Source organism: Dyella sp. (assembly GCF_051954575.1).
GTDB lineage: Bacteria > Pseudomonadota > Gammaproteobacteria > Xanthomonadales > Rhodanobacteraceae > Dyella_B.
In genome coordinates, this window is record NZ_JBQCHP010000032.1 from 14,079 (window position 1) to 41,071 (window position 26,993).

Genomic DNA, 26,993 nt, shown 5'->3' on the forward strand with positions numbered 1-26,993 from the left:
GGAATGACGGTGAGGAGGCACTACCCCGCCTCAGGAAACGCAACCACGTTCTCCGGCATCGCTTTCGGATACGGGAACAACTTGATCAACGGCACCGACACGCCGTCATCCCCCATCACACGGCAATGCGTACGATCCAACTCACGCGGATCGTCCACGCCGCAGCTATGCGCAATGATGCCAACTTCATGCATCACGTTGCGCGCGTAATGCGCGACGCGTTCGCTCTTGTCGGTCACCACCAGGCCGCGTTGCAGACGCGTGTTTTGCGTAGTGATGCCGGTGGGGCAGGTATTGCGATTGCACTGCAGCGATTGAATGCAGCCCAGCGCCAGCATGAAGCCGCGCGCCGAGTTGACGAAATCCGCGCCCATCGACAGCGCCCACGCCACGTCGTAGGCGGTGATGCATTTGCCGGAGCAGATCACCTTGATGCGCTCGCGCAGGCCGCGTTCGATCAAGATGTTGACCAGCGCCGGCAAGGCTTCGCGCAGCGGTAGGCCGACGCCTTCCATCAGCGTCTGCGGGGCGGCGCCGGTGCCGCCTTCGGAGCCGTCGACGATGATGAAATCCGGCGCGCTTTCGATGCCGCGGCGCTGTACCTCGTTGCATAGTTCCTCGATCCACTCCATGCCGCCGAACACCGCCTTGAAGCCAGTCGGCTTGCCGGTGAGTTCGCGGATGTGGATAACCGCATCCATCAGTTGCGGCACGTTGCCGATATCCAGGTGGCGGTTGGGACTTTGCGAATCCTGCCCGACCGGAATGCCGCGGATGGCGGCGATTTCCGGCGTCACCTTCGCCGCCGGCAGCAAGCCGCCCATGCCTGGCTTGGCGCCTTGGCCGAGCTTGATGCTGACCATCTTCACCTGCTTGTGCGCGCAGATCGCCAGCAGCTTCTGGTCATCCAGCTTGCCCTCGGGCGTGCGCACGCCGTATTTGGCGGTGCCGATCTCGAACACGATGTCGCAGCCGCCTTCCAGGTGATACGGCGCAAGCCCGCCTTCACCGGTATCCATCCAGATGCCGGCCTTGGCCGCGCCGATCGACAAGGCGCGCACCGCCGGCGCGGACAATGCACCGAAGCTCATCGCGGAAATATTGAAGAACGCCGCATGGTCGTATGGCTCGCGCGCATACGGCCCGATGCGCACGGGCTGCGGTTCAACATGCGTCTCTCCCAACGTCGGAAACGGCGCATTGACGAAGAACGGCACGCCTTCCAGATGCAGGTCGCGCGTGGAGCCGAACGCATTGGTGTTCTCGGCATCTTTCGCCGCGCGATACACCCACATGCGTTGCGCGCGATTGAATGGCATTTCCTCGCGATCGCTGGAATACAGGTATTGGCGGAAGAACTCGCCCAGGTGCAGGAACCAGTACCGGAAATGCCCGATGACCGGAAAATTGCGCAACACCGAATTCTTGGTCTGGTTGCGATCGAGCACCCACACCACCGCCACCACCAGCACGGCGATCACCACCAGCATCAGGAACAGCACTACGAAGGTTTCTACCAGTACCACCAGCCAGTGCGAAAATCCTGTGGGTGTCATGTGCGTTCTCCCGTCTGTGGTCTTAGGGCCTGTTCGCACTATTGGCGTAGCCCGCCAATAGTGCGAACAGGCCCTAGGCTCTCCCTAGCGAGCGGAAAACCTCGATCTCGCTTCCCGGCGATTCTACAACTCGATCCGGATCGCTTTCGCCGCCCGGATCGCCTTGGCTTTCGCCGCCTCGATATCGTTGTCGCGCGCCAGCGTGACCGCCATGCGGCGGCGGCCTTTCACCTCCGGCTTGCCGAAGATACGCAACTGCGTGTCCGCTTCGGCCAAGGCATCGGCAATGCCGTGATAGCGCGGCGCGTGGGCGTCGCCTTCCACCAGCACTGCGCACGAGGCCGAAGGGCCATGCTGGCGGATGACCGGAATCGGCAGGCCGAGGATCGCGCGCGCATGCAGGGCGAATTCGGACAGCTCCTGCGAAATCAGCGTCACCAGGCCCGTATCGTGCGGCCGCGGGCTGACTTCGGAAAAGATCACCGCATCGCCCTTCACGAAAAATTCCACGCCGAACACGCCCCAGCCACCCAGGGCGCCTGTGATCGCTTCGGCCTGGCGTTGCGCCTCGGCCAGCGCCGCCGGGCTCATCGGCTGCGGCTGCCAGGATTCACGGTAATCGCCGTCTTCCTGCCGATGCCCGATCGGTGCGCAAAAGCTGGTGCCGTCCTTGTGCCGCACGGTGAGCAGCGTGATCTCGTAATCGAAGGGAACGAAACCCTCGACGATCACCCGGCCCTTGCCGGCACGGCCGCCCGTTTGCGCGTAATCCCAGGCATGCTGCAGCTCCGACGCGTCGCGCACGATGCTCTGGCCCTTGCCGGAAGAACTCATCACCGGCTTGATCACGAACGGATAACCGATCGCCGCCACCGCATCGCGATAGTCGGCCTCGCTGTCGCAGAAGCGGTAAGGCGAGGTGGGCAAGCCCAACTGCTCGGCAGCCAGGCGGCGGATGCCTTCGCGGTCCATGGTCAGCCACGCGGCGCGCGCGGTGGGGATCACCTTCAGGCCGCCCTTTTCCAGTTCTACCAGGGTGGGTGTGTGGATGGCTTCGATTTCCGGCACCACCAGATCCGGTTGTTCCTGCGCGATCACCGCGCGCAAGGCCTCGCCGTCCAGCATGTCGATGACGTGGCTGCGATGCGCCACTTGCATGGCCGGCGCATGCGCATAGCGATCCACCGCGACCACCTCCACGGCGTAGCGCTGCAATTCGATCGCGACTTCCTTGCCAAGCTCGCCCGCGCCGAGCAGCAATACTTTCAGGGCGTGGTCGGAAAGGGGCGTGCCAAAGGGCTTCATCGAGGGCTCCGGACAAAGCGCCATTGTACGACCTGCCGCCGGCGAACATCTCGCGGGTGGAACGGATGGCGGTGGCCCCGATAAGCCTTGCACGTAAGCCAGGTAGTTCGTAGGTTGGGTTAGCGCAGCGTAACCAAACAAATATTTATCGAAGCGATCAACATCGTTGGGTTACGCTGCGCTAACCCAACCTACCCCGGGTACGCGCGCCGCTTCAACGCCATACCCAGCGCGACCCATCCGGCGATAAACGCCACACCACCAAACGGCGTGACGATGCCGACCCATCGCGATGCGCCCAACGCCAGTGCATACAAACTGCCGGAAAACATCACGATGCCCAAGACGAACGCCAACATCGCGATACGCCGCGCCCTGCTGTCACCGCACAACACGCCAGCCGCCAGCGCCAGCGCATGCCAGAAGTGATACTGCACGGCGGTATGCCATAGTTCGCGATGCGCCGCGTCCAGCGCATCCCGCAGCGCATGTGCGCCGAAGGCGCCCAGCACGACCGCGCTCGCTCCGGCCAATCCCACGATCAGGCCATCGCGCGTTTGGGCAAGTTGTCGCATAACGCATCTACCAGTTGCCAAGATGAGGAAGGGAATGCCGCAGTGGCGTATCCTGGGCAGGTTCCACCGCCTGGAATTCTTGCATGAAGCTCTCGCGTTTCGCCCGACTGGCCTGCCTGCTCATCGCCGGAATCATGCTCGCTGCGTGCCAACGGCACGACGAAGCGGCGCCGTGGCAGCTCACCGATATCTCCGGGCATATGCCCGATCTTTCGTTCCGTCTTATCGATGATCAAGGCAAGAACGTCACCGCCGCCGATTATCGCGGCAAGGTCACCCTGCTCTACTTCGGCTATACCCATTGTCCCGACGTCTGCCCGCTGACGCTCGCGCACCTGCACGTGGTGATGCAACGCCTGGGCAAGCTCGCCGACGGTGCGCGCATTCTGTTTGTCAGCGTAGACCCCGCGCGCGATACGCCCGAGGCGCTGCACGCGTACGCCAGCGCATTCGATTCGCATGTCGTGGGTTTGACCGGCGCGCCGGCCGATATCGAAGCACTTACCAAGCGCTACCGCGCCGCTTTCAGCCGCGAGCCGGACAAATCGGGCGACAGCTACGACGTCAGCCACAGCTCGGGCATCTATATTTTCGATGCCAACGGCCACGCGCGCCTGCTCGCCACGCCGGAAGACTCGCAGGACAAGTTGATCCATGACCTGCATCTGTTGATCAGCACGGGGAGCGCGCCATGAAGCGCCATGCACTGCTCCTGGCGTGGCTCGCATTGCTACCGCTCGCCGTCCATGCGGCGCAGTCGGATCAGGTCAAGGCGAGCCAGGCATGGATTCGATTGCTGCCGGTCAACCTGCCGGCGGGCGGCTACGTCACATTGGAAAACCACGGCGCGTCGCCTGTCACCGTGGTTTCCGCGCAGAGCACGTCGTATGCATCGGTGATGCTGCACGAAAGCTCGACCGATCATGCCGGCAACAGCGGCATGCATATGCTCGACCGGCTTACCATTCCGGCGCGTGACAAGGTCGCGCTGGCACCGGCGGGCTATCACCTGATGCTGCAACAGGCAACCCATCCGCTGAAACCGGGCGACACGATCGAGGTCACGCTGAATTTCGCCGACGGCAGTCACCTTGCGGTGCCATTCCTGATCCGCCCGGCCAATACCGATAACTGAAGCCGCATCGATGCGCATCTTCGCCATTTCCGATTTGCACCTGGATTACGCAGCAAACCGCGAATGGCTGCAGCAACTGTCGCAACACGAATACAGCGATGATGTATTGATCCTGGCTGGTGACGTATCCGATCGGCTGACCTTGCTGGATGAAGCATTCAAGGCGCTGACGATGCGCTTTTCCGCCGTGCTGTTCGTGCCTGGCAATCATGATCTCTGGATCACGCGCGAGCGCGTGCATACGTCGTTCGAAAAGCTTGACGCCGTGACCAAGGCCGCCGACGAACATGGCGTACACCGGGACACTTTTCGCAACGGCGAGCTTGCGATCGTGCCCTTACTCGGCTGGTACGACTATTCCTTCGGCGCCGCCGATGACTATCTCAAATCCGCCTGGGCCGATTACCGCGCCTGCCGATGGCCGGGCTACGACGAGGCCGCACTCACGCAGTTCTTCACCGAACACAACCCGACGTTATCCTCGCCTTCGCTGCAGGATGCCGGCCAGATCATCACTTTCTCGCACTTCCTTCCACGTATCGACCTGATGCCGGAACGCATTCCGGACAAGCATCGCAAGATCTACCCCGTGCTGGGCAGCAACGTGCTGGACGAACAGCTGCGCGCACTCGGCTCAGGCACGCATGTCTACGGACACAGCCACGTCAATCGCCGCGTGATGATCGATGGCGTCACCTATATCAACAATGCGTTCGGATATCCGTCGGAATCGCACTTCACGGCGCGCGAGCTGGTGCAAGTTCATTGACCCAGGAGGCCGGGCGCTGCGTTTGAGATTGCCTGCGCCGCACGCGCCTGGCGCCGGATACGCCCACTGCGCGAAAGCCGCAGCCATTGGCGCATCGCCAGCAAGCCGCCGACGGTTTCGATGGTCGCCGCGGGCACCCAGATGATGATGCCGCCGATGAGTTGTCCGGTGAATACGTTGAAGTTGAAGGCGCGTCCGCAGATTTCGAAGATCGGATAAAGATCGGCCTTGGAGAAGGTGATGATGGCGCCGGCCAGGATTTGCGGCGCCATGGTGATGCCAGGAGACAGCACGCGCAGGCCGGGAATCATGCGACCCGGCGGTCGTGGGCGGTGATCGAGCACCAGCCACCAGTACACGAAACCGCTGGCGATCATCGACCAGTTCATGAAACGGTAGATGCGCCAGTCGAGCATCGCCATGGTCTGCATCGACGGAATCAGCCAGATGAGCACGAAGGCGACGAAAAGGATGGTGGCGATGGCGGGATTGAGCAGCACGGTACTGACGAGCCGCCATGGCCACGAACGCAACGCCGGACGCAGCACATGCACGCGCCAGCGCAGCGGCAACCCCGCGCGCAGCACCGACCCCGGATACGAAGCGACGATCATCAGCGGCGCAATGTGATGCAGCAGCAACTGCTGGATGCGGTGCATGAAGAATTCATGCTCGGCGTAGAAATCGAAATAGGTGTGCAGGCTGAGATAGACGATCGCCATGCCGGACCAGAACGCGATCTTGCGTCCCATGCTCACGGGCAGTTTATGGCAGCCACGCCAGTACAGCGCGCAGGCGCCGAGGAAGCTCAGCAGGAAGATCCAGGAGAATTCCCAAGGGACGAGCCATTTGAGCAGGATGGTGGTCATCGCTGGCTACGTCATCCCCGTGAAATTAAAGACCTGCGCAAAACACCAAATCGAAGTAGTGTCGTCATTCCGGCGAACGCCGGAATCCAGTTGAAACATGACGTGCGAAGCACACAACATAAATGCGGAGTGCTTCGCACGGCACATTCAGACTGGATTCCGGCGTTCGCCGGAATGACGAGTAACAAGCTTCACGCTAGTCTCAAGCGCACCCCGATTCAAGCCGACCCTAGCAGGACTGCCCTGCGGCATATCGCCCTCACCCCCGCTGGCGCCGGTTCCGCCGCGTACGCTTCCAGCCGTACAGCAAGCCTACCAGCGTGATCAGCGCCGGCAGCATCACGATATTGATCACCTTCAGGCGCGTGCCCAGCGCATCGATCTCCGCATTGAGCTGATGCTGCACGTCGCGCAGTTCCTTGCTGATCGCCAGCTGGCGCTGCAGGAATTGCTCGATCTCCTGCTTCTGCTCCGCGCTGGTGGAAGTATCGCCGGTGCCCTTGGCCGGTTGCAGTTCCTCCAACCGGCGCTTGGTGTCGGCCAGTTCGCTTTGCAGTTCCTTTTCCTTCTGCAGGAATTTGCGGTCGGCGGCACGGCGCAAGGCCTGTACACGGGTGAACGGGCGTAGCGAGGTGGAACGTCCGCGGATCGACAGCAAGGCCGAAGAGCCGGTGAGGTTGTCCACCATGTTGCTGATGAAGTCGCCGTTGTTGGCGAAGGCGCTCAGCATCGGCTGGCCGAGGAAGCTCTGCGTTTCCACCCACAGCCGATCCGTCAGCAGGTCGGTGTCGGCCAGCAGGATCACTTCGGCGTTCGACGCGGAAGTGGACAAATGCCCCGGACGCTTGGCGAATTCCGGAAAGGCGCTGGCGAAGGTGCCGCGCAGGCGGGCCGCGATGACGTAGTTCTGGTCCTGCGGCTGATAGTTGTCCAGCAGGCTGGAGGGATTGCTGCTCGCTTCGATCACCCGCTGCGTCGGCACCACCTCGGCATCCGAACTGCTCTGCATCAGCGGGATCAAGCGCGCGCTGGCGTTAGGCAACAGGTCGAAATGGCCGCTGGTGGAGACGTTGACGCGCTGCAGGCTGGCGGTGATCGCATCGTCGCGGTTGAGCTCCGAAGCGCCCAGCCCGAGCATGGCTGGATGCGCGAGATTCACGCCGGCCAGTTCGATCTGCAGCGCACGCGCACGATCGAGCACCACCTGATCCTGGTTGAACGCAACGCCCCAGTCCGCAAACAGGCGTGGCAGGTTCGAGCTGTGGTTGTTGGTGGCGCTGGTAGCGTCGTCGACCAGCGGCGCCGGATCGGACTCGGAGAACGGATCGACGAACACCACCAGATGCCCGCCGCCCAGCACGTACTGGTCGATGGCGTATTGCGTCTCCACCGACAGGTTCTTGGGATGGATCAGCAGCAGCACCTGCACTTTCTTGTCGATGCGCTTGAGCCGGCTCGTGTCGATCATTTCCACATCGAACAATTGCTGCAGCTGGCGCATCACCGCCCACGTCTGCGAGCCCTGCGTCGGATCGCCCATTACCGGCAAGGCGGTGATCACGCCGATGTGCGGCTTCTCCGGCTCGCTGAGCTGATACAGCAGCTTGGCCACGTCGTATTCGAGAAACGCTTCGCGGTTCTGGTCGAAGAACGGAATGGCCAAGGTGCGATCGATGCGATTTTCGCGCGCCTGCTGCGGGAAATCGGCCAGCGAATCCTGCGCCGCCTCGCTGGTGGGCGGACGCGTGGTGCCGACCAGGCCGAAGAAGATGCGCTCGCCGTTGCTGCCGCCGTTCACCGCGGTGAGACCGTTGCCTTCCGCGCTGGCCTCGTCGTCCGAATACGGCACCGGATCGGCGATCTGCAGATGGATGTGGCCATGCGAACGCGCCACGATTTCCTGCAGCATTTCCGCCACCCGCTGTTCGTAGCTGCGCAGCGTGGGCAGATCCTTCGTCGCGTGTTGCGAAAAATACAAGGTGAGCCACAGCGGGCGATTCACACCATCGACGATCTGCCGCGTGCCTGGCGAAAGCGTGTACAGGCGGTCCTGGGTGAGGTCGAAGCGTTCCGGCGACAGCCAGCGGCTGGTGATCAGCGCGATGCCGCAATAGGCGACGATCAGCGCAAGCAGGCCGCTGAGCAATACGGTTCGCCGACGTAGCGGAAACCCAAACATGTCAGCGACTCCGCTTCATGTCGAGCACCAGCACGCCGGCGGTAAGCCACGCCGCGATGGTGAGTACGAAATACAGCAGATCGCGCACATCCAGCACGCCACGCGCAATGCCTTCGTAATGGCGCAGCATCGACAGATGCGCCACGCCGTTGACCAGCCGGCGCGGCAACGTGCCCTGGAAAAAATCCAGCACCTGAGATTGCCCGGCCAGGATCAGCAGCACGCACACCACGGCGGTAACGATGAAGGCCACTACCTGGCTGCTGGTGATCGTGGACAGGCATGCGCCGATCGCCAGGAATGCGCCGGCCATCAGCCAGCTGCCGACATAGCCGGCGATAATGATGCCGTTGTCCGGCGAGCCCAGGTAATTGACTGTCACCCACACCGGAAACGTCAGCAGCAAGGCGAGGCCGACGAAGAACCACGCGGCCAGGAACTTGCCCAGCATCGCCTGCCATAGATTGATCGGCAGCGTCAGCAGCAATTCCAGCGTTCCGGATTTGGCTTCCTCGGCCCACAAACGCATCGATACGGCCGGCACCAGAATCAGGTACAGCCAGGGATGCATCACGAAGAACGGTTGCAGGTCCGCGATGCCGCGATCGTAGAAATCACCAACATAGAAGGTGAGGATGCCGCAGAGCACCAGGAAGATCACCAGGAATACGTACGCCACCGGCGTCACGAAATAGCTGCGCAGTTCGCGCCGCAACACTGCCATGGTCGGGCTCATAGCAGCGTCTCCGCTTCGTCGCCCAGCGTGATCTGGCGGAACACTTCGTCGAGTCGGCCGCGCTCGAGCTGGATTTCGGAAATCTCCAGGCCTTGCTGGCGCAGCAGCGCTTCGACCGGCTCCAGGATGCGTTCGCCGGGCTTGGGAAACACGGTGATGCGGCCATCGAGCGGATCCACCTCGATACCGGCCACCTGCGGCAAGCGACCGAGCATCTCCTGCGAGACGCCGCTGCCCGCTGCGCTGAAAGACACCGCGCCGTGATAGCGCGAGCGTGCCTCCAGTTCGGCCGGCGTGGCGTCCGCGCGCAATTGGCCGCCGGCGATGATCACCACGCGATTGCACAAGGCGTGCACCTCTTCCAGCAGATGCGTGGAAATCAAAATGGTGCGCTCGCGCGCCATTGCATCGATCAGCCGGCGCACGGTGTGCTTCTGGTTGGGATCGAGACCGTCGGTGGGTTCGTCCAGCATCAGCACCGGCGGGTCGTGCAGGATCGCCTGTGCAAGACCCACGCGCCGGCGCAAACCCTTGGACAAGGTTTCCACGCTCACGCCCAGCGCTTCTTCCAGTTGCAGATCGCTGACCACTTCATCGAAGCGACGCCGGCCCACGTCGGAACGCAGCCCGCGCATGCGCATGATGAACACCAGGAATTCGCGCACGGTCATTTCGCCATAGCTGGGCGCACCTTCCGGCAGATAGCCGAGCGCGCGCTTGGCCTTCAGCGGTTCCTGGGTAATGTCATGGCCGCACACGCGCGCGGTGCCCGAACTGGGCGCGAGAAAGCCGGCGATCATGCGCATCACGGTGGTCTTGCCTGCCCCATTGGGGCCCAGGAGGCCGAGCACCTGGCCCGGTTCGGCATAAATGCTGAGCGCATCCACCGCAGTCAAATGGCCGTAGCGCTTGGTGAGCTTGTCGGTTTCGATCATGTCGTGGCGGGCATGGAACTCGCTGCAATGTACCGCAAGCTGGGGTGCAAACCCCAACGCCGCGATGCCTGGAGACAACGATGTTGGGGTTTGCACCCCAATCTACGCTGCGCGAGCGAGCCAAAAACAAAAAGCCCTCCGCGAGGGAGGGCTTTTTGCGATCAGGCGATAAGCCTTACTTCGCTGCGCTGCTGGCGGGAGCCGGCGCGCTGCCGGCCGGTGCCGGGGCGCTGCTGCTGGAAGCCGGCTGGCCATTCGCGTTGAGCACGCCCGGCTGCTTGATGCCGGCCTGCTGTTCCGGCGTCTGCTGCGGCACGGTGCCGCCGTTCGGGCCGTCCTGCAGCGGCAGGTACACCGAGAACTGCGCGTAGGTCTGGATCGCGCCGGTGTTGTCCTTCACTTCCGGCTGCACCAGGATGTCGTACAGGCGGTTGGTCACTTCGTCGTACTTGTAGCCGTGGGTCTGCGCATAGGCCTTGAGCATGTCGCGCGTCTGCGGCACGCCGGCGGCCGTACCGTTCCACACCGCCTGCAGCGCAGGACCGCCGAACACCAGCGTGGCGCGCACGTTGTTGTCCACGACCAGGCGGCCGTAGCGATCCTTGCTGCCCGGCTGGGCGTTGGCGTCAGGATTGGCCGGTGCCGCGGCGGTGCTGCTGGAAGCGGGCTGCAGCTGGTCGTTCAACGACGGCGGCGTCGGCGGCGTGAGCTTCTCGCTCTGGCCGGCCACGGTCAGCGTGTCGGTGTCGATCGGCTCGGCCACGTCGAAGGTGTAGGTCTCGTCACCGTAGTTGGTGGTGAAGATGACGCGCGGACCGTTGGTGTGCACGCCGAGCTTCTTGGCGGCATCCTGGATTTCCTTGATGGCAGCGTCGGTGGCTTCGTTCAAACCATCCAGGCCGTCCTTGCGCTTCATCGAGGTGGACACCAGCAGCACCGGCGTCGGCTTGGTCTGCTGGATGTACGGATCGAGCGAGCTGTAATCGATGTTCGGCACGCCGGCCAGCAGGTTCTGCAGGCTGTTCAAGCTGTACTGGATCAAGGCGTCCGGCTGGCCATGGATGTACAGGTTGGAGTAGCGGTCGATCAGGTTGAAGCCGTAGCTCACGTCATACGACCAGGTGATCTTGGTCAGCTTGCCGGTGTTGCCCTGGCGCAGCAGATCCAGCGTGAAGTGCTTGTCGCTACCGCGCCACTCGTTGTCCACGTTCCAGATGATCTGGGCGCTGTTGACGGTGGTGTCGATCTGGTTGAATTCAGGCTTGGTGGAAGCGATGGTCAGCTTGCCGTTGCCCACCTTCTCATCCTGGCTGGCCCAGCTGATCTCCGAACCGGGGCCATAGGCATTGCCGGAAAGGGTGTACTGGGTTTTCGGGTCGTATGCACGCAGCACGGCATAGTCGGGGAAGGTGCGGAAATTGGCGACCACGTCGTAGACCTGGCGCAAGTCTTTGCTCACCACCAACGACCGCTCTACGTGGCCACTGCTGGGCATGATGATGCCCACCACGACGCCGGTCACGACGACGATGATGAGGGCAACGATGAATTCCAGAACACGCGTCATTCCAGGTTTCTCCGAGACGTCTCTCTAAGGCGGTGAAAAACGCCGGAACGGGACCGCCAAAAGGAGTCTTCCCTCGAGGGAAACCGCATCAGGACGGGGGATCGGCCGGCGACAGGATGCTCTGATCAATTCAGCGTAGGTGTCACCGGCGCTGTCTGTTCGCAGGCCACAGGGCCATCGGCGAAGGCAGACTGCTTCTGTCGAGCCGGCGGACCGAAGGCATGCGGGCAGACAGGGTCGGTGATGCCTGCGTGGAATTGATCAGAGCATCCTTAAGCTAGCGATGGTACTTGCTCGCGCGAAGGAACGCTACGGGCCGGGACGGCCGGTAGCCGCGTTGCGAAGCAGCATTTTCCGACGAGCTAAAGCCGGCGGAAGATCAGACGATACCCAGCTCCAAAGCCTTGAGCACGGCACGGGTCCGATCACGCACGCCCAGCTTGGAAAGGATATTGGACACGTGGTTCTTCACCGTGCCTTCGGCCACCTTCAGAGAATTGGCGATTTCCTTATTACTGTAGCCACCGGACAGAAGGCGCAGGATCTCGGTCTCGCGCTCGGTCAGCGGATCGGGCTGCTCCAGGCTGGTGAACTGGTTGTGGATGCGGCCCACACCAGCCAGCAGGCGTTGGGTGACCATCGGTGCTACCAGCGAGCCGCCGTTGGCGACGGTGCGCACCGCTTCCACCAGTTGTTCCAGCGACACGTCTTTCAGCAGATAGCCGCGCGCGCCGGCCTTCAGGCCCTGCAGCACCAGTTGGTCATCATCGAAGGTGGTGAGGATGATGGTAGGCGGCAGTTCGTTGCGCGCCGACAACGCTTGCAACACTTCCAGGCCGCTCATGTTGGGCATGCGCAGATCCAGCAGCACCACGTCCGGCTTGATACGCGGAATATCCGACACCGCCTGTACGCCATCGGCGCATTCGGCCACCACGCGAATGTCTTCGGCCAGGTCGAGCAGCGAACGCACACCCTGGCGCACCAGGTTCTGGTCGTCGACGAGACAAACGGAAATCATCGCGGGTCCCTCACAGCAGGAATGGCTCGATGGAGCCCCATGGCATTCTGGCAAGTCATCAGGTCAGGCTCAATGCAGGTGGTTCGAACCGGGAGGGCGTATGCGCCAACACCGACGGCTCGCCCAATGGAAGACGGATGCTGAGGGCAAAACCCTGCCCCGGTTCGCTCTCCATGGTGACGTTACCGCCAAATTCGGCCAGGCGCTCGCGCATGCCGGCCAGTCCGTTGCCGGGCGTGATGTCGCTAGCGCCGCGACCGTCGTCGCGCGCGCACAGGCTCAGCAAGTTCTCTTCTTCATAAGTAAAGGAGAGCCACAGGTTGCGCGCGCCGGCGTGGCGGGCGGTGTTGGTGATGATCTCCTGCACGCAGCGCAACAACACCTGCGCCCGGCGTGGATCCTCCACGCTGAAGCGCGGCGGGATGGTCAGATGCACGTGCAGGCTGGGCACGCCGTCGATCAGGCTTTGCAGCGCCTGGGTCAGGTCGATCGCATCGTCCTGGCGCAGTTCACTCACCGCCTCGCGCACGTCAGCCAGCAGCAAGCGCGCCGTGCTTTGCGCCTTGCGCACATGCACCGAGGCTGTTTCGTTGCTCAGATGGCTGGCCACTTCCAGATTCAGGCTGAGCGCGGTCAGGTGATGGCCGATCACATCATGCAGCTCGCGCGCGATGCGCATGCGCTCGGCGATGCGGGTCGATTCGGCCAGCAGCGCGCGGGTGGCGCGCAATTCGGAATTGAGCCGGCGCTGCGCTTCGCGTTCCTCCGCCAATTGGACGGCCACCAGCGAGGCTACGAAACCGATCATGGCGAAAGCGGTGTAGATACAGGCCTGCAACGTACCCAGCAAAATGCTGTGCTTGAGCTCGGCAAATGTTGAAAACAGCGCTGCCATGCTGACCAGTTGCAACACGATCCAGGCGACTCCCGCCCAAAACGGCACCAGCCATGGCAGCACCACCGCCACCACCACCAGCAGCGTGGCCGATAAACCACTATGGCTGTACCAGCCCACCATCACCGCCGTAGCGGTAAGCAGCAGCAACCCGACCAACCGCGCCCAAATGTGGCTGCGCGCGCCGAGATTGTTGGTTATCAACAGATACAAGATGCCAAACAGTAGATAGGAAAGCGTCCAGAGCAGCAACGAGAAGTTGGGTCGCTGCAACAAATCCAGCCGTTCGGTCGCCCAGTTGGTGAATAACGGCGTACCGTCGCATAGATATGCGATCAGCCCCGTGATGCGCAGCAGTCGGATGTGATTGAAATTGGTCATCGCCATGCCTGCATCATAGGGCTGCCCCGAGCCGGTCGAATGCGCGGAAAGTCATGCGCGCTATCGTACGCCGCCCGTCCGGCACCCCACGGTTTGCCTAGCCACCGGTTTTACAAAGCTTTTACATGCCGGATCATGCCGCAACACGGGATGTGCCGCCCGGTGCCACATGCCATAATGCGCCTCGATCTGGGCCGTCAGTCGGTCTTTTTTAGCCACCTTCAATGCGGAGCAACGAATGGCCCTTGCCATCCGCGACGTGCGCGAGCACGACTTGGATGCCGTACTGGCACTCAACAACACTGCCGGTCGCTCCATCCTCGCCCTCGATGCCGAACGGCTGCGCTACTTCTACGACCAGGCCGACTATTTCCGCGTGGCCGAGATCGACGGCCATCTCGCCGGCTTCCTGATCGCCCTGCGCGACGGCCGCGATTACGCCAGTCCCAACTACCACTGGTTCGGCCAGCACTATCCGGCGTTCGTCTACATCGACCGCATCGTGATCGCCAACGCATACCGCCGCCATGGCCTGGGCCGCATCTTCTATTGCGACGTGAACAGCTACGCCGAAGTGCGGGTGCCGCTGCTTACCTGCGAAGTGTTCCTGGAGCCGGCCGACGACGTGGTCGTGCTGTTCCATGGCACCTACGGTTTCCAGGAAGTAGGCCAGCAGCGCATGGGCGAGCGCGGGCCGCAGGTGAGCCTGCTCGCCAAGGACCTGCCCAGCTATGCCTACGTCCGCGACACTTACATCGAACACGACGGCCTGCCCGATCTGCCGTGGCTGGCCGGTCGTGATCTCCCCTTGGCCAATCAAGATGCCAAACCGCGCCGCCTCGCCGGAGAGCGGCGTTCATGAATGCAAAAATGGATATTTCCGACGCCTGCGATCTGCGTTTCGGGCAGGTCGGCATTGCTTGTGTACGTGTACGGCGACCCGATGCGGCGGCCCTGTGCGAAGAACTGGAGCGCCGCGTGCGTGCCGCGCCGCAATTGTTCTCGCGCGCCGCGGTGGTGCTCGACCTGAGCCATCTGCTTAATCTGCCGGACGACGGCACCGTCGACGCCCTGCTCGAGGCGGTACGCAGCGCCGGCATGCTGCCGGTGGGCCTGGCCTACGGCACCAGCGCCACCGAAGCGCTGGCGCAGCGCATGGGCCTGCCGCTGATCGCCAAGTTCCGTGCGGCGTACGAGCCGGCCGATGGCGGCAGCATCGCGCCACCCACGCCAACGCCCAGCGCGGTGCCGGCACCCGCGCCGGTACGCGAACCAGTGCTGTCGCAGCCGGAAGGCTCGGTCGGCGCCCAGCGCCATGACGGCACGGTGCGCTCGGGACAGCAGATCTACGCGCGCGATCGCGACCTGGTCGTCACTGGCACCATCGCCAACGGCGCCGAGGTGATCGCCGACGGCAGCATCCACATCTACGGCAGCCTGAAGGGCCGCGCGATGGCCGGTGCGCAGGGCGATGCGAAAGCGCGTATTTTCATTTCGGATTTCCGCGCCGAGCTGGTGGCCATCGCCGGCCATTACCGTGTGTTCGAGCAATTGCCCAAAGACCTGGAAGGCCAGTCCGTGCAATGCTGGCTCGATGGCGAAAAGCTGCTGATTGCACCTTTGAAGTAAACAGTGCTCTGATTCGTTCAGAGCGCCTCAGACATTATTAGAAAAAATATATCCGGAGATGAGCCTTGAGCGCTGAGATTATCGTTGTGACGTCCGGCAAGGGTGGCGTGGGCAAGACCACCACCAGCGCGTCGCTTGCCACGGGCCTGGCGATGAACGGCAAGAAAGTGGCCGTGATCGACTTCGACGTCGGCCTGCGCAACCTCGACCTGATCATGGGTTGCGAACGCCGCGTGGTGTACGACTTCGTCAACGTCATCCAGGGCGAAGCCAACATCAAGCAGGCGTTGATCAAGGACAAGCGCCACGAAAATCTCTACGTGCTGGCCGCCAGCCAGACGCGCGACAAGGACGCGCTCACCCAGGAAGGCGTCGAAAAAGTACTCGACGAGCTGAGCAAGGACGGCTTCGACTACATCATCTGCGACTCGCCCGCCGGTATCGAGAAAGGTGCGCACCTGGCGATGTACTTCGCCGACCACGCGATGGTGGTGGTGAATCCGGAAGTGTCCTCGGTGCGCGATTCGGACCGCATCCTGGGCCTGCTCGCCAGCAAGACGCGCCGCGCCGAGCGCGACAACGGCAGCGTCACCCAGCACCTGCTGTTGACCCGCTACAACCCGGCGCGCGTCGAACAGGGCGAAATGCTGAGCGTGAAGGATGTGGAGGAAATCCTCGGCATCAACGTCATCGGCGTGATCCCCGAATCGGAAAACGTGCTGGCCGCCTCCAACTCCGGCGTGCCGGTGATCCTGGACGACAACTCGAACGCCGGTCAGGCCTATCGCGACACCGTGGCCCGCCTGCTCGGCGAAACCCGCCCGATGCGCTTCCTCGACGCACCCAAGAAGGGCTTCTTCCAGCGCGTGTTCGGAGCTTGAACGCCATGGGTATCCTCGATTTTCTGAAGCGCAAACCCGAACCCACCGCCGTTGTCGCGAAAGAACGGCTGCGCATCATCGTGGCCCAGGAACGCTCGACCCGGGGGGCACCCGATTACTTGCCGCTGCTGCGCAACGAATTGCTCGAAGTGATCAAGAAATACGTCAACGTCGACCTGGAAGCGATCAACATCAATGTCGAGCGCGACAGCGGGCACGAAGTGCTGGAGCTGTCGGTGGCGTTGCCCGATGGCAAGCCGGCGAGTAATCCCGCGGCGTGAGCACGTAGGTTGGGGTGCAAACCCCAACGCCGCCATCTACATGTGCATACCGATGTTGGGGTTTGCACCCCAACCTACGATAAGCGCGTCACGCGATCGGCCACCACGCCATGACCTTCATCCTCCGCTTCGCCGATATCGACCAGCACGCCGTCGAGACCCTGCTCGCCCACTACGGCCTGAGCCTCGCGCGGGTCGCCGCGGGCGAAGCCATTCCCGGCAGCTTCTGGGGTGACGAGGAGGCCGGCATCATCGGTACTACCGTTTACGCGCGCGGAGACACGCCCATCCATTCGGTGCTGCACGAAGCCGGGCACCTGATCGTGCTGCCGCCCGAGCGGCGCGAACAGGTACATACCGACGCCACCGATTCGATCGAGGAAGAAGACGCCGTCTGCTACCTGCAGATCGTACTCGGCGACACGCTGCCGGGCGTGGGCCGCGAATGCATCATGGCGGATATGGATGCCTGGGGTTACACGTTCCGTCTCGGCTCGGCCCGGGCCTGGTTCGAGCAGGACGCCGAAAACGCCCGGACCTGGCTGATCGAGCACGGCTTGCTAACGCAGGCTGGCAAGCCGGTATAGTCACCGCCGCCTTTCACCCGCGAACTCACCGTGCTCAAGAACACGCGCTACTACGATCCGATCAACGACTTCCGCCGCGCCGTCGCGCGCCGGCTCATGCGCCTGGTGTTCGGCAACCACGGGCAGCCGACCTCCGCACCGCTGCCGGACCGGGGCATCTATCGCATCCTGGTCTGCCACGTCAGCCACAGCCTGGGCAACACCTTGCTGCTGACGCCGCTGCTGTCGGAGCTGGAAAAGACCTACCCCGCCGCGGAAATCGACATTCTCACGCGCAGCCCGGTCGCCAACGACGTCTATGGCCGGTTCTTCAACCTGCAGCGCATCTTCCGCCTGCCCGCGCACGGCGTGGGCCATCCGCTGCAGTTCTTCGGCACACTGCGGCGCATGCGCAAGGTCCGCTACGACCTTGCGATCGATGCCGATCCGCTGTCGCAGACCAACCGCCTGTTGATGCTGCTGTCCAACTCCACTTATACCCTCGGCTTCAGCAGCGCGAAGAAGCACGGCGAAATCACCCACCCGGTGCCGCTGCCCGAGGATGAAAACAAGGGGCGGCGCCCGGTGTATCTGCTGCGCAGCGCGATCGGCAAGGACGTTGCGGCCGATTATCCGGTGCCGGATATCCGCCTCGGCGCGGACGAGCGCGCGCAAGGCAAGGCGGCGTTGGTGCGTTCGCTCGCCGCCACCGGCAGCACCTCCACGGGACGCGGCGTCATCGGCATCTTCGCCAATGCCACCGGCACCAAGCTACTGGGCGAAGCGTGGTGGATGCGCTTTATCCAGGTGCTGGAAGCGGCGCATCCCGATCACCGTATCATGGAAATCCTGCCGCACTCCGGCGAATCGATGCTCGGCTCGCGCTATCCGGCCTATTTCTCCAGCGACCTGCGCAAGCTCGCCTGCGTGCTGTCCGCATTGGACGTCTATATCAGCGCCGATTGCGGCGTGATGCATCTGGCCTGCGCCTCGGACGTGCCCACCATGGGCATCTTCACCGTCACCAAGGTCAGCGAATGGGGACCGTATGGCCCGCACCGGCATGCGATTGCCGCGTACGGCCAGGAGCCCGAAGAAGTCGCCCGCGCCATCGCCGCGATCCCGGAGTTCGGCCTACCCAGCGAGTTGGGCATCGGCTAGCATGCCCGGCATGAGGGAGATGGCATGCCTCCCGTTCCCTTGGGAACCGTCCCGTGGAACGAACCACCGCAAGGTTGATGATGCCTGCACCACCGGATTCCGGCGGCGCAGGCGTGCCTGTGTTGCCGGGTGAACGCACATGGGAGACAACACAGCATGAGTTGGAGCGGTTTTCTTGCCGTCGGATTCGGCGGCGCGATCGGTTGCTGGATACGCTGGATGCTCGGCAGCCTGCTCAATCCCATCTTCCCTACCCTGCCCCTGGGCACGCTGGCCGCCAATCTCACCGGCGGCCTGTTGATGGGTTGCATGATGGGCATCATCGAACACCTCCAGGCACTGCCGCCGGAAGTACGGCTGTTCATCATGACCGGCTTCCTCGGCGGACTGACCACCTTCTCCACGTTCTCATCCGAGGCCAACACACTGCTGCTGCGTGGACAGCTGATGTGGTTCGGCATTCATGTCGCAGTGCATCTGGTCGGCAGCCTGGCCATGACGATACTCGGCATCTTTCTTACACGCGCGCTGTTGCAGCATTGATTCGGAGTCGACCACGCCATGAGCATCGACACGTCGTTTCATGACACCCCGGCCAACGGCATCTTCCTGCGCTTCTATACCCATGTGCATGCCAGGCATGACGGACTGCTGATTTCCGAGTGGCTGCTGGAACTGGCCAAGCGCAACAAGCTTGGCGGCGGCTCGGTGTTCCGCGCCACCGCCGGCTTCGGCCGCCACGGCGTGCTGCATCACGAAGCCTTCTTCGAGCTGGCCGACGATCTGCCGCTCAAGGTCGAGTTCCTGCTCAGCGAGGCCCATGCGCAGACCTTGCTGCGCCTGGTGCGCGACGCGGGCGTTGATCTTGTCTATGCGTGGTCGCCGGTACATTTTGGTGTCCTGGGCAAGGAACAAGAGGCATGAGTCCAGATTCACTGCGGCAGCGCGCCGCCGAACTGCTGGAAATGGCCGGCGTGCGGATCAACGGCCCCGCTTCCACCGATATCCGCGTGCATGACGAGCAGCTCTATGCGCGCGTATTCGCGCACGGCTCGCTGGGTTTCGGCGAAGCCTATATGGATGGCTGGTGGGATGCGGACGACATTCCCGGCCTTTTCACCAAGATCCTGTCCAGCCATCTGGACGAACACCTCAAGACGCTGGACACCTTGATCGCGCACCTGAAGGCGCGTTTCATCAACATGCAGCGCGGCCAGCACGCGTTCGAGATCGGCAAGGCGCACTACGACCGCGGCAACGACCTGTTCAAGGCCATGCTCGGCAAGCGCATGATGTATTCCTGCGGTTACTGGGCCAACGCCACCAACCTGGACGATGCGCAGGAAGCCAAGCTCGACCTGATCTACCGCAAGCTGCAGTTGAAGCCCGGCATGCGCGTGCTCGACATCGGTTGCGGCTGGGGCGAAGCGTTGAAACTTGCGGCGGAACGCTATGGCATCACCGGCGTGGGCGTCACCGTTTCGCAGGAACAGACCGAGTTCGCGCGTGAGCTTTGCCAGGGCTTGCCGATCGAGATCCGGCTGCAGGATTACCGCGAACTGCACGAGCCGTTCGACGCCATCATGTCGATCGGCATGTTCGAACACGTCGGCGCCAAGAACTACCGCGAGTATTTCGAAGTGGCGCGCCGCTGCCTGAAAGACGATGGCCTGTTCCTGCTGCATTGCATTGGTACCAATCACGCGCCGGGTCGGCCCGATCCGTGGATCGAGAAATACATCTTTCCCAATTCGATGATCCCTGCCGCCAGCCAGGTCACCGCCGCGCTGGAAGGCTTGTTCGTGGTGGAGGACTGGCACAATTTCGGCGCCGACTACGATCGCACGCTCTGCGCGTGGCGCGAAAACTTCGATGCGGCATGGCCGATGCTGTCCAGCCATTACGACGAACGTTTCCGCCGCATGTGGCATTTCTACCTGTCCGTCTCCACCGCCGTATTCCGCAGCCGGCGCGACCAGCTCTGGCAGCTCACCCTAAGCCCGCACGGCGTGCCCGGCGGATATCGCGTCCCACGTTGAGTCCTTGCATGCCACTTCATAAGCGATTACTGGTCCTGCTTCCGCTGCTCTTCTTGCTATGCGGCAATGCCATCGCACGGCCGGCGATGTGGCAGGCGAAGTTCGGAGACAGCACGGTGTACCTGTTCGGCACCGTGCACTTGTTGCCGAACGATACCGATTGGCGTTTTCCGGGGTTGAACGACGCGCTGTCGAAAAGCCACGCGCTCTACATCGAACTCACCGACGACGACCAGGCCAGCATGACCGCATTGGTGATGCGTTATGGCATCGACACCGAACACCCGCTTTCCACCCTGCTGAGCGACAGCGACAACACCGCGCTCGGCAAGGCCGCGCAATTGGCCGGGCTGCCCGGCGGCACCTCCGCGCTGCAACCGATGAAGCCTTGGCTGGCCGCGCTGACACTGGCGGTGGCGCCATTGATGAAGGCCGGCCTCGATCCCGCCGCCGGCGTGGACAAGCAATTGCAGGCGCAGATGGTGCGCGCCGGCAAGCCGGTGCATGGGCTGGAAACGGCAGAGCAGCAGATCCGCTTTCTCGCCGATCTGCCCGAACCGCTGCAGATCGCCTTCCTGCGCGACACCCTGCGTGATGTCGAAAAAGACAAGGCCGAACTGCTGTCGCTGATCGATTCTTGGAAACGCGGCGATGTCGCCGCCATCGCCAAGTTGGAAAACGACGAGCTGAAGACGAAGGAACCCGCGCTCTATCAGAAGCTGCTGGTGCAGCGGAACCAGGATTGGGCGGCGCGGATCAAGGACATGCTGCGGCAGCCGGGCACCACGGTGTTCGTGGCGGTGGGCGCGGCGCATCTGGCTGGGCCTGATAGCGTGCAGGCGCAATTGGCGAAGATTGGCGTCACCTCACAACAGGATTGAACGTAGGTTGGGGTGCAAACCCCAACATCGCCGTGCCTGGAGGCATGCCATGTTGGGGCTTGCACCCCAACCTACATGGCATATCAGAACGATGCGGTGATCGGCTTCGGGGAGAACGGAAAACGCGGCATATGGATCGTGTACGCATCCATCTTGCCCAGGTCCGTATAGGTGGCGGTCAACATCGCGCCATTGAACCCGACGTCGATCTGATACACATGCCCCGCCTGCACGTCGTCGATGGTCACCTGCTGGCGATTGAGCTGGTGCGAGTTCGACAAGGTGAGCTTGATCACCTGCTTGCCAGGCAGCACGCGCACCCATGGCGTCTGGCCGCCGTTGAATTTTTCCCAGGTGGCAACCTGGTTCACGCCGGTGATGCCGCAGATGTAGGAGGACGGCTGGCCGCACACGACCAAGGCGGTGTCGGCCTGCGGGTGGCTATTGTCCTTGTAACCCAGCAACGGATGCCGGCCGGCGAAATGCGAACAACCGGCCATCAGCATGCAGGTCAGGACAACGGCGGCACGGCGTGGAGAGCGCATGGTTCACCCGGAAGGCATTGATGGCGCAGCATTCTAGCCTATGAGCTCCCTGATCAGTGCACCCAAACGCCTTCGCATCTGGCACCATCTCCCGGTTGTCATGCCCGGCAGTCCTACCCCATGAACCTGCAAGCCAATTACGAACAGATCCCGCTCAAGGAATACGCCGAGCGGGCCTACCTCGATTATTCGATGTACGTGGTGCTGGACCGCGCCCTGCCCTTCGTGGGCGACGGCCTGAAGCCTGTGCAGCGCCGCATCATCTACGCGATGAGCGAGCTGGGGCTGGCCGCGAGCGCCAAGCCGAAGAAATCAGCGCGCACCGTCGGCGACGTGATCGGTAAGTTCCATCCGCATGGCGACAGCGCCTGCTACGAAGCGATGGTGCTGATGGCGCAGCCGTTCTCGTACCGCTATCCGCTGATCGACGGCCAGGGCAACTTCGGCTCGCCGGATGATCCGAAAAGCTTCGCGGCGATGCGCTACACCGAATCCAAGCTCAACCCGATCGCCGAGGTACTGCTGGCCGAACTCGGCCAGGGCACGGTGGATTGGGCGCCGAACTTCGACGGCACGCTGGAAGAACCAAGCTGGCTGCCCGCTCGTGTGCCGCACGTGCTGTTGAACGGCTCGATGGGCATCGCCGTGGGCATGGCCACCGATATTCCGCCGCACAACCTGCGCGAAATCGCCAGCGCCTGCATTCGCCTGCTGGACGATCCGGACGCCACCGTGGCCGATCTTTGTGAGCACGTGCGCGGCCCTGATTATCCGACCAAGGCGGAAATCATCACCTCGCGCAACGAACTGCTCGCGATGTACGAGAGCGGCAGCGGCTCGATCCGCGCGCGCGCCGTGTATGCGCACGAAGACGGCAACATCGTCATCACCGCGCTGCCGCACCAGGTGAGCCCCTCGAAGATCCTCGAGCAGATCGCCGCGCAGATGCGTGCGAAAAAGCTGCCGATGATCGAGGACCTGCGCGACGAATCCGATCACGAAGACCCCATCCGTCTGGTGATCGTGCCGCGCTCCAATCGCGTGGACGTGGACGAGGTGATGCAGCACCTGTTCGCCACCACCGATCTGGAAAAGAGTTTCCGCGTCAATCTCAACATGATCGGCCTGGATCTTCGGCCGCAGGTGAAGAACCTCAAGCGCATCCTTACGGAGTGGTTGAGCTTCCGTATCGATACCGTGACGCGCCGCCTCAACCATCGCCTGGCCAAGGTCGAGCGCCGCCTGCACCTGTTGGAAGGCTTGCGCATCGCCTACCTCAACCTCGACGAAGTGATCCGCATCGTCCGCACCGAAGACGAACCCAAGCCGGTGCTGATGGCGCGCTTCAAGCTCAGCGAGGAACAGACCGACTACATCCTCGAAACCAAGCTGCGCCAGCTGGCGCGCCTGGAAGAGATGAAGATCAACGCCGAGCGCGACCAGCTCGAAGAAGAACGCGCCAAGATCAACGTGCTGCTGAAATCGCCGGCCAAGCTCAAGGGCCTGATCAAGGAAGAACTGCGTGCTGACGCGGCCAAGTTCGGCGACGACCGCCGTTCGCCGCTGGTGCAGCGCGAAGCCGCGCAGGCGCTGGATGAAAGCGCGCTGGTCGCCAGCGAACCGGTCACCGTGGTGCTGAGCCAGAAGGGCTGGATCCGCGCCGCCAAGGGCCACGACGTCGACGCCGAAGGCCTGTCGTATCGCGAAGGCGACAGCCTGCTCGCCACCGTGAAGACGCGCACCACGCAACAGATCGCGGTGATCGACTCGACCGGCCGCAGCTATTCCACGCCGGCGCATACGCTGCCTTCGGCGCGCGGCAATGGCGAGCCGCTGACCGGCCGTTTCACGCCACCGGCCGGCGCGCGTTTCGACGCCATCGCCGCAGGCGACAACGATACGCGCCTGGTGCTCGCCACCGATTTCGGCTACGGCTTCGTGACGCGTTTCGAAGCGCTGACCGGCCGCAACAAGGCCGGCAAGCAGATCATCACCCTCGGCGATGGCGCACACGTGCTCGCCCCGCAAGTGAGCGCCGACCCGGCGCGCGATCGCATCGTGGTCGCCACCACCGATGGCCACCTGCTGATGTTCTCGGTGGCCGAACTGCCCGAGCTCGACAAGGGCAAGGGCAACAAGCTGATCGAGATTCCCAAGGCCAAATTGAGCAGCGGCGACGAGCGTGTGGCAGGCGTTGCCGTGGTCACCGAAGGCAAGGGAGAAATCACCTTGTACGCCGGCCAACGCAAGCTCACGCTGCGCTGGGCCGACCTGGTCGAATACGGCGGCACGCGCGCCACACGCGGCGGTGTGTTGCCGCGTGGATTGCGTCGCGTGGAGCGTATCGAGACAAGCGGTTAACACGTAGGTTGGGGTGCAAACCCCAACACCGCCATTTCCAAACATAACCACGTTGGGGTTCGCACCTCAACCTACGCTTGAATGGAACTTCATCCGCCCGCAAGTCGTCGAACGGACATGTGCACGGCAAGGTATCGCCGTGCGTTATGTGCGTGACGTACCCCGGAGCATCCTGATGAAAAGCCGCGTCCTCATCGCCCTGGCCGCAAGCCTGCTGGTTACCGCCGCCTGGGCGCAGTCGAGCGGCCAGCCGTTGAATCTGAAGCTGCCGGCCAACGGCTACCAGAGCTATCCGGCATCGAGCTCCACGGCGGCAGCACCGGCCTCGTCCAGCACGTCCGCCAGCCATGCCAAAAGCGCGGTGACCGTCAACGGCCATCCGGCCTCGACCAGCCCCGCGCCGGGCGTCTATTACGGCGATACAAGCGGCAGGCGCGGCAACGACGTGGGGACCGTGCCTGCATGCGACGACTCCACCTACAACAAGACCCAGGTGCATGGTTCGGTCGGCATGGGCGTCGTCAGCGGCAGCCATATCGGCACCGGCAACTACCAGTCCGGCACCGTCAGCATGGTGCAGAACATGGGCAGTTGCGATCACCCCAGCGGCTCGATGGGGATTTCGATCGGCGTCAGCCGCCTGGGCGGCTTCGGCCGGCATTGATGGCGTAGGCTGGGTTACCCCGGACTTGATCCGGGGTAACCCAACCTACCGAACTCCGGCCGAAAGCACCTAGAAAGCCGCCGCCCACACACTGCCGAACTATTCAGTCCGCAGTAGAAACCCAGTGATCCAAAACGTCGAATTCCGCTTCGAAGGTGGCCGTAGCGGCGTGCTGCTCATTCACGGTCTCACCGGCACGCCCACCGAGATGCGCCTGGTCGGCAAGGGGCTGAACCGTGCGGGTTTCAGCGTGTACGGCATGCAGCTGGCGGGCCACTGCGGCAATGTGCCGGACCTGCTCGCTACGGGCTGGAAAGACTGGTACGCCAGCGTGGAAGCCGCCGCGGACACATTCCGCAACGAAGTCGATCACCTGTTCGTGGCGGGCCTGTCGATGGGTGCGATCCTCGCACTGAAGCTTGCGGCAGAGCGTCCGGAATGGGTGCGCGGCGTTGGCGTCTACGGCGCCACCTTCCGCTACGACGGCTGGGCCGTGCCGTGGTATGGCCGCCTTTCTTTCATGTTGCCGCTGATTGGGCGCTTAGGGTTCGGCAAAAACCGCATGGTGCATGAGAACGAACCCTATGGCCTGCGCGACGAGCGCCTGCGTGCGCAGATCAGCGGCCTGATGCTCGGCGGCGACAGCGCGGCGGCCGGACTGCCCGGCAATCCGTGGCCTTCGTTGGCCGAGATGTACAACATGGCTGCGGTGGTCAAGCGCGAGCTGCCCAAGGTGACGGCGCCGTGCCTGATCGCACACGCCACCGAAGATGACGTGGCCAGCGTGGAAAACGCGCACCTGGTTGCGCGTTCGGTGTCGGGTCCGGTGGACATGCTGCTGCTGGAAGACAGCTATCACATGATCACCATCGATCGCGAACGCCGCGTGCTGGTGGATCGCTCGGTGGAGTTCTTCTCCAAGATCGCCGCCACCTGTTCGCCCAGCGCGCTCGCTGCGGCCTGAACTTAGGCTTCGCACGTGTCTGCGCTCATCGCCACGCTGTGGCTGGTCAACGTGACGCTCGATACCGGCGGCCAGCTCGCCTTCAAGGCGGCGGCCGACGATCCGCGCGCGGGTGACGGCATGGCGCGCTGGCGCTACATGGCCAGCCGCCCGTGGCTGTGGCTGGGCCTGCTGGCGTACGCGCTGCATCTGTTGTCGTGGATCGCGTTCCTGTCGCTGGTGGATCTTTCCAAGGGCATGCTGCTGGCATCCATCAACATGGTGGCGATCATGCTCGGCGGACGCCTGCTGTTCCGGGAAAAACTCACGCCGCTGCGCGTGGCCGGCATTGCGCTGGTGAGCGCGGGCGTGGCTATCGTGGGAGCGAGCGGATGAGCATCCACGCGCACACCTGGCGCTTCTACCTCGGCGGCTTTGCCTTGCTGCTGGCTTTCGACACGCTCGTGCAGGTGAGCTTCAAGCTGACCGGCGCGCACGCGTTTCCGCCGGAAGCGAGCTGGGCCTGGGTGCTGCGCATCCTCGGCCAGCCATGGATCTACGTCGCCCTGGTCGGCTATATCGGCAACTTCTTCACCTGGATGAGCCTGCTCAAGCATGCACCGATCGGCCCGGCCTTCGCCGCGTCGCACCTGGACGTGGTCAGCGTGATGCTGGCCTCGGCATGGGTGTTCCACGAAGCGCTCACGCCGATGCGGCTAGCCGGTGCCGGGGTGATCATGCTGGGCATCCTGTGCCTGGCGCTGGCCGAAAGCGGCGCGCATCCGGAACACGACCCGCCCACCGAAGCCAAGGGCGCGCTCGGGATGCTCTGATCTATTCCACGCACCCGGCATGACGTCCAGAAGGCCCGCAGGGGGTGTTGCGCGGCGCAGGGCAGACTGGCCGTCTGTTCAAGCCGCGCGGCGCAGCCTGCGCGGCCTTCTGGACGTCACCCCGTCATTTAAATTCAACATGTTGGGGCCGCACTGTATGCGCGCCTCGCTGCGCCCCAGCGTCTCGACGATGCGCCAGTCTGCCTTCGCCACTGGAGCACAGCGAGGCGCGCATACCTTGTGGTGACGGGTACGTGTATTAGTTCAGAGCATCCCGAGGTCATCG

29 protein-coding genes and 1 riboswitch are annotated in these 26,993 nt (G+C 63.2%); of the genes, 18 read left to right on the forward strand and 11 right to left on the reverse strand.

The window, feature by feature from the left end; translation table 11 throughout:
- Nucleotides 1-20: 20 nt before the first annotated feature.
- From ACTHNE_RS04485 to ACTHNE_RS04495, 3 genes are all read right to left on the reverse strand, one after another.
- On the reverse strand, nt 21-1,556 hold the full coding sequence (locus ACTHNE_RS04485) for an FMN-binding glutamate synthase family protein (RefSeq protein WP_324943903.1): 1,536 nt from the start codon (nt 1,554-1,556) through the stop codon (nt 21-23).
- A 123-nt stretch (nt 1,557-1,679) separates the two neighbouring features.
- The gene (gene purT, locus ACTHNE_RS04490; protein WP_440268653.1) at nt 1,680-2,861 is read right to left on the reverse strand and encodes a formate-dependent phosphoribosylglycinamide formyltransferase; all 1,182 of its coding nucleotides are present in this window, start codon (nt 2,859-2,861) and stop codon (nt 1,680-1,682) included.
- Between the two features lie 191 nt (nt 2,862-3,052).
- Nucleotides 3,053-3,436: a DUF423 domain-containing protein gene (locus tag ACTHNE_RS04495; protein WP_324943897.1), complete on the reverse strand. Its 384-nt coding sequence runs from the start codon at nt 3,434-3,436 to the stop codon at nt 3,053-3,055.
- 83 nt (nt 3,437-3,519) lie between these two features.
- Here ACTHNE_RS04495 and ACTHNE_RS04500 point away from each other — a divergent pair, with 83 nt between their 5' ends.
- The 3 genes from ACTHNE_RS04500 to ACTHNE_RS04510 are packed head-to-tail and all read left to right on the forward strand — an operon-like array spanning nt 3,520 to nt 5,340.
- Nucleotides 3,520-4,131, forward strand: a complete 612-nt coding sequence (locus ACTHNE_RS04500; protein WP_324943894.1) for an SCO family protein — start codon at nt 3,520-3,522, stop codon at nt 4,129-4,131.
- The gene (locus tag ACTHNE_RS04505; RefSeq protein ID WP_324943889.1) at nt 4,128-4,571 is read left to right on the forward strand and encodes a copper chaperone PCu(A)C; all 444 of its coding nucleotides are present in this window, start codon (nt 4,128-4,130) and stop codon (nt 4,569-4,571) included. Before ACTHNE_RS04500 ends, ACTHNE_RS04505 begins: the two co-directional genes overlap by 4 nt.
- A gap of 10 nt (nt 4,572-4,581) precedes the next feature.
- Nucleotides 4,582-5,340, forward strand: a complete 759-nt coding sequence (locus ACTHNE_RS04510) for a metallophosphoesterase (RefSeq protein WP_440268654.1) — start codon at nt 4,582-4,584, stop codon at nt 5,338-5,340.
- Here the strand turns inward: ACTHNE_RS04510 and ACTHNE_RS04515 are convergent.
- From ACTHNE_RS04515 to ACTHNE_RS04545, 7 genes are all read right to left on the reverse strand, one after another.
- Entirely contained in the window at nt 5,334-6,209 is an 876-nt protein-coding gene (locus ACTHNE_RS04515) for a cytochrome c oxidase assembly protein (protein WP_324943883.1), read from the reverse strand. The genes ACTHNE_RS04510 and ACTHNE_RS04515 overlap by 7 nt on opposite strands.
- Nucleotides 6,210-6,468: 259 nt before the next feature.
- Entirely contained in the window at nt 6,469-8,388 is a 1,920-nt protein-coding gene (locus ACTHNE_RS04520) for a Gldg family protein (RefSeq protein ID WP_324943880.1), read from the reverse strand.
- A 1-nt stretch (nt 8,389) separates the two neighbouring features.
- Nucleotides 8,390-9,124, reverse strand: a complete 735-nt coding sequence (locus ACTHNE_RS04525) for an ABC transporter permease subunit (RefSeq protein WP_324943877.1) — start codon at nt 9,122-9,124, stop codon at nt 8,390-8,392.
- The gene (locus ACTHNE_RS04530) at nt 9,121-10,059 is read right to left on the reverse strand and encodes an ABC transporter ATP-binding protein (RefSeq protein ID WP_440268655.1); all 939 of its coding nucleotides are present in this window, start codon (nt 10,057-10,059) and stop codon (nt 9,121-9,123) included. The genes ACTHNE_RS04525 and ACTHNE_RS04530 overlap by 4 nt, the downstream gene beginning before the upstream one ends.
- Nucleotides 10,060-10,234: 175 nt before the next feature.
- Nucleotides 10,235-11,626: a polyketide cyclase gene (locus ACTHNE_RS04535; RefSeq protein WP_440268656.1), complete on the reverse strand. Its 1,392-nt coding sequence runs from the start codon at nt 11,624-11,626 to the stop codon at nt 10,235-10,237.
- Nucleotides 11,627-12,005: 379 nt separating this feature from the next.
- Nucleotides 12,006-12,647 carry a response regulator transcription factor gene (locus ACTHNE_RS04540; RefSeq protein ID WP_324943867.1) on the reverse strand — a complete coding sequence of 214 codons (642 nt, stop codon included), beginning with the start codon at nt 12,645-12,647 and terminating at the stop codon, nt 12,006-12,008.
- A 58-nt stretch (nt 12,648-12,705) separates the two neighbouring features.
- Nucleotides 12,706-13,929, reverse strand: a complete 1,224-nt coding sequence (locus ACTHNE_RS04545) for a sensor histidine kinase (RefSeq protein ID WP_324943864.1) — start codon at nt 13,927-13,929, stop codon at nt 12,706-12,708.
- A 232-nt stretch (nt 13,930-14,161) separates the two neighbouring features.
- On the opposite strand from ACTHNE_RS04545, the gene ACTHNE_RS04550 reads away from it, so the two are divergent.
- The 10 genes from ACTHNE_RS04550 to ACTHNE_RS04595 all read left to right on the forward strand — a co-directional run bounded on the left by ACTHNE_RS04550 (nt 14,162) and on the right by ACTHNE_RS04595 (nt 21,361).
- Entirely contained in the window at nt 14,162-14,785 is a 624-nt protein-coding gene (locus ACTHNE_RS04550) for a GNAT family N-acetyltransferase (RefSeq protein ID WP_324943861.1), read from the forward strand.
- Nucleotides 14,782-15,552 (forward strand): septum site-determining protein MinC, encoded by a 771-nt coding sequence (minC, locus tag ACTHNE_RS04555; RefSeq protein WP_324943859.1) that lies wholly within the window; start codon nt 14,782-14,784, stop codon nt 15,550-15,552. The genes ACTHNE_RS04550 and minC overlap by 4 nt, the downstream gene beginning before the upstream one ends.
- Before the next feature lie 65 nt (nt 15,553-15,617).
- Nucleotides 15,618-16,433 (forward strand): septum site-determining protein MinD, encoded by an 816-nt coding sequence (minD, locus tag ACTHNE_RS04560; RefSeq protein ID WP_324943856.1) that lies wholly within the window; start codon nt 15,618-15,620, stop codon nt 16,431-16,433.
- A 5-nt stretch (nt 16,434-16,438) separates the two neighbouring features.
- Nucleotides 16,439-16,714, forward strand: a complete 276-nt coding sequence (minE, locus tag ACTHNE_RS04565) for a cell division topological specificity factor MinE (protein ID WP_324943854.1) — start codon at nt 16,439-16,441, stop codon at nt 16,712-16,714.
- Nucleotides 16,715-16,824: 110 nt separating this feature from the next.
- Nucleotides 16,825-17,301 carry a hypothetical protein gene (locus tag ACTHNE_RS04570; protein WP_324943852.1) on the forward strand — a complete coding sequence of 159 codons (477 nt, stop codon included), beginning with the start codon at nt 16,825-16,827 and terminating at the stop codon, nt 17,299-17,301.
- Between the two features lie 30 nt (nt 17,302-17,331).
- Nucleotides 17,332-18,441: a glycosyltransferase family 9 protein gene (locus ACTHNE_RS04575; protein ID WP_324943849.1), complete on the forward strand. Its 1,110-nt coding sequence runs from the start codon at nt 17,332-17,334 to the stop codon at nt 18,439-18,441.
- Between the two features lie 6 nt (nt 18,442-18,447).
- Nucleotides 18,448-18,535, forward strand: a riboswitch (Fluoride riboswitch).
- Between the two features lie 62 nt (nt 18,536-18,597).
- The gene (crcB, locus tag ACTHNE_RS04580) at nt 18,598-18,984 is read left to right on the forward strand and encodes a fluoride efflux transporter CrcB (protein WP_324943846.1); all 387 of its coding nucleotides are present in this window, start codon (nt 18,598-18,600) and stop codon (nt 18,982-18,984) included.
- A gap of 18 nt (nt 18,985-19,002) precedes the next feature.
- Entirely contained in the window at nt 19,003-19,365 is a 363-nt protein-coding gene (locus ACTHNE_RS04585; RefSeq protein ID WP_324943843.1) for a DUF190 domain-containing protein, read from the forward strand.
- Complete coding sequence (gene cfa, locus ACTHNE_RS04590; RefSeq protein WP_324943840.1) at nt 19,362-20,480, forward strand: cyclopropane fatty acyl phospholipid synthase; 1,119 nt, start codon at nt 19,362-19,364, stop codon at nt 20,478-20,480. The genes ACTHNE_RS04585 and cfa overlap by 4 nt, the downstream gene beginning before the upstream one ends.
- A gap of 8 nt (nt 20,481-20,488) precedes the next feature.
- Complete coding sequence (locus ACTHNE_RS04595) at nt 20,489-21,361, forward strand: TraB/GumN family protein (protein WP_440268657.1); 873 nt, start codon at nt 20,489-20,491, stop codon at nt 21,359-21,361.
- An 83-nt stretch (nt 21,362-21,444) separates the two neighbouring features.
- On the opposite strand, the gene ACTHNE_RS04600 is transcribed toward ACTHNE_RS04595, so the two are convergent.
- Nucleotides 21,445-21,906 carry a hypothetical protein gene (locus ACTHNE_RS04600; protein ID WP_324943834.1) on the reverse strand — a complete coding sequence of 154 codons (462 nt, stop codon included), beginning with the start codon at nt 21,904-21,906 and terminating at the stop codon, nt 21,445-21,447.
- 120 nt (nt 21,907-22,026) lie between these two features.
- On the opposite strand from ACTHNE_RS04600, the gene parC reads away from it, so the two are divergent.
- The 5 genes from parC (at nt 22,027) to ACTHNE_RS04625 (ending at nt 26,707) form a co-directional block, all read left to right on the forward strand.
- On the forward strand, nt 22,027-24,267 hold the full coding sequence (gene parC, locus ACTHNE_RS04605; protein WP_440268658.1) for a DNA topoisomerase IV subunit A: 2,241 nt from the start codon (nt 22,027-22,029) through the stop codon (nt 24,265-24,267).
- Nucleotides 24,268-24,442: 175 nt separating this feature from the next.
- Nucleotides 24,443-24,931 (forward strand): hypothetical protein, encoded by a 489-nt coding sequence (locus tag ACTHNE_RS04610; RefSeq protein ID WP_324943828.1) that lies wholly within the window; start codon nt 24,443-24,445, stop codon nt 24,929-24,931.
- A 124-nt stretch (nt 24,932-25,055) separates the two neighbouring features.
- Nucleotides 25,056-25,895, forward strand: a complete 840-nt coding sequence (locus ACTHNE_RS04615) for an alpha/beta hydrolase (protein ID WP_324943825.1) — start codon at nt 25,056-25,058, stop codon at nt 25,893-25,895.
- Nucleotides 25,896-25,910: 15 nt separating this feature from the next.
- Nucleotides 25,911-26,270, forward strand: coding sequence for an EamA family transporter (locus tag ACTHNE_RS04620; protein ID WP_440268659.1), 360 nt, complete (start codon nt 25,911-25,913; stop codon nt 26,268-26,270).
- Complete coding sequence (locus ACTHNE_RS04625) at nt 26,267-26,707, forward strand: DMT family transporter (protein ID WP_324943820.1); 441 nt, start codon at nt 26,267-26,269, stop codon at nt 26,705-26,707. Before ACTHNE_RS04620 ends, ACTHNE_RS04625 begins: the two co-directional genes overlap by 4 nt.
- Nucleotides 26,708-26,993: the final 286 nt, after the last annotated feature.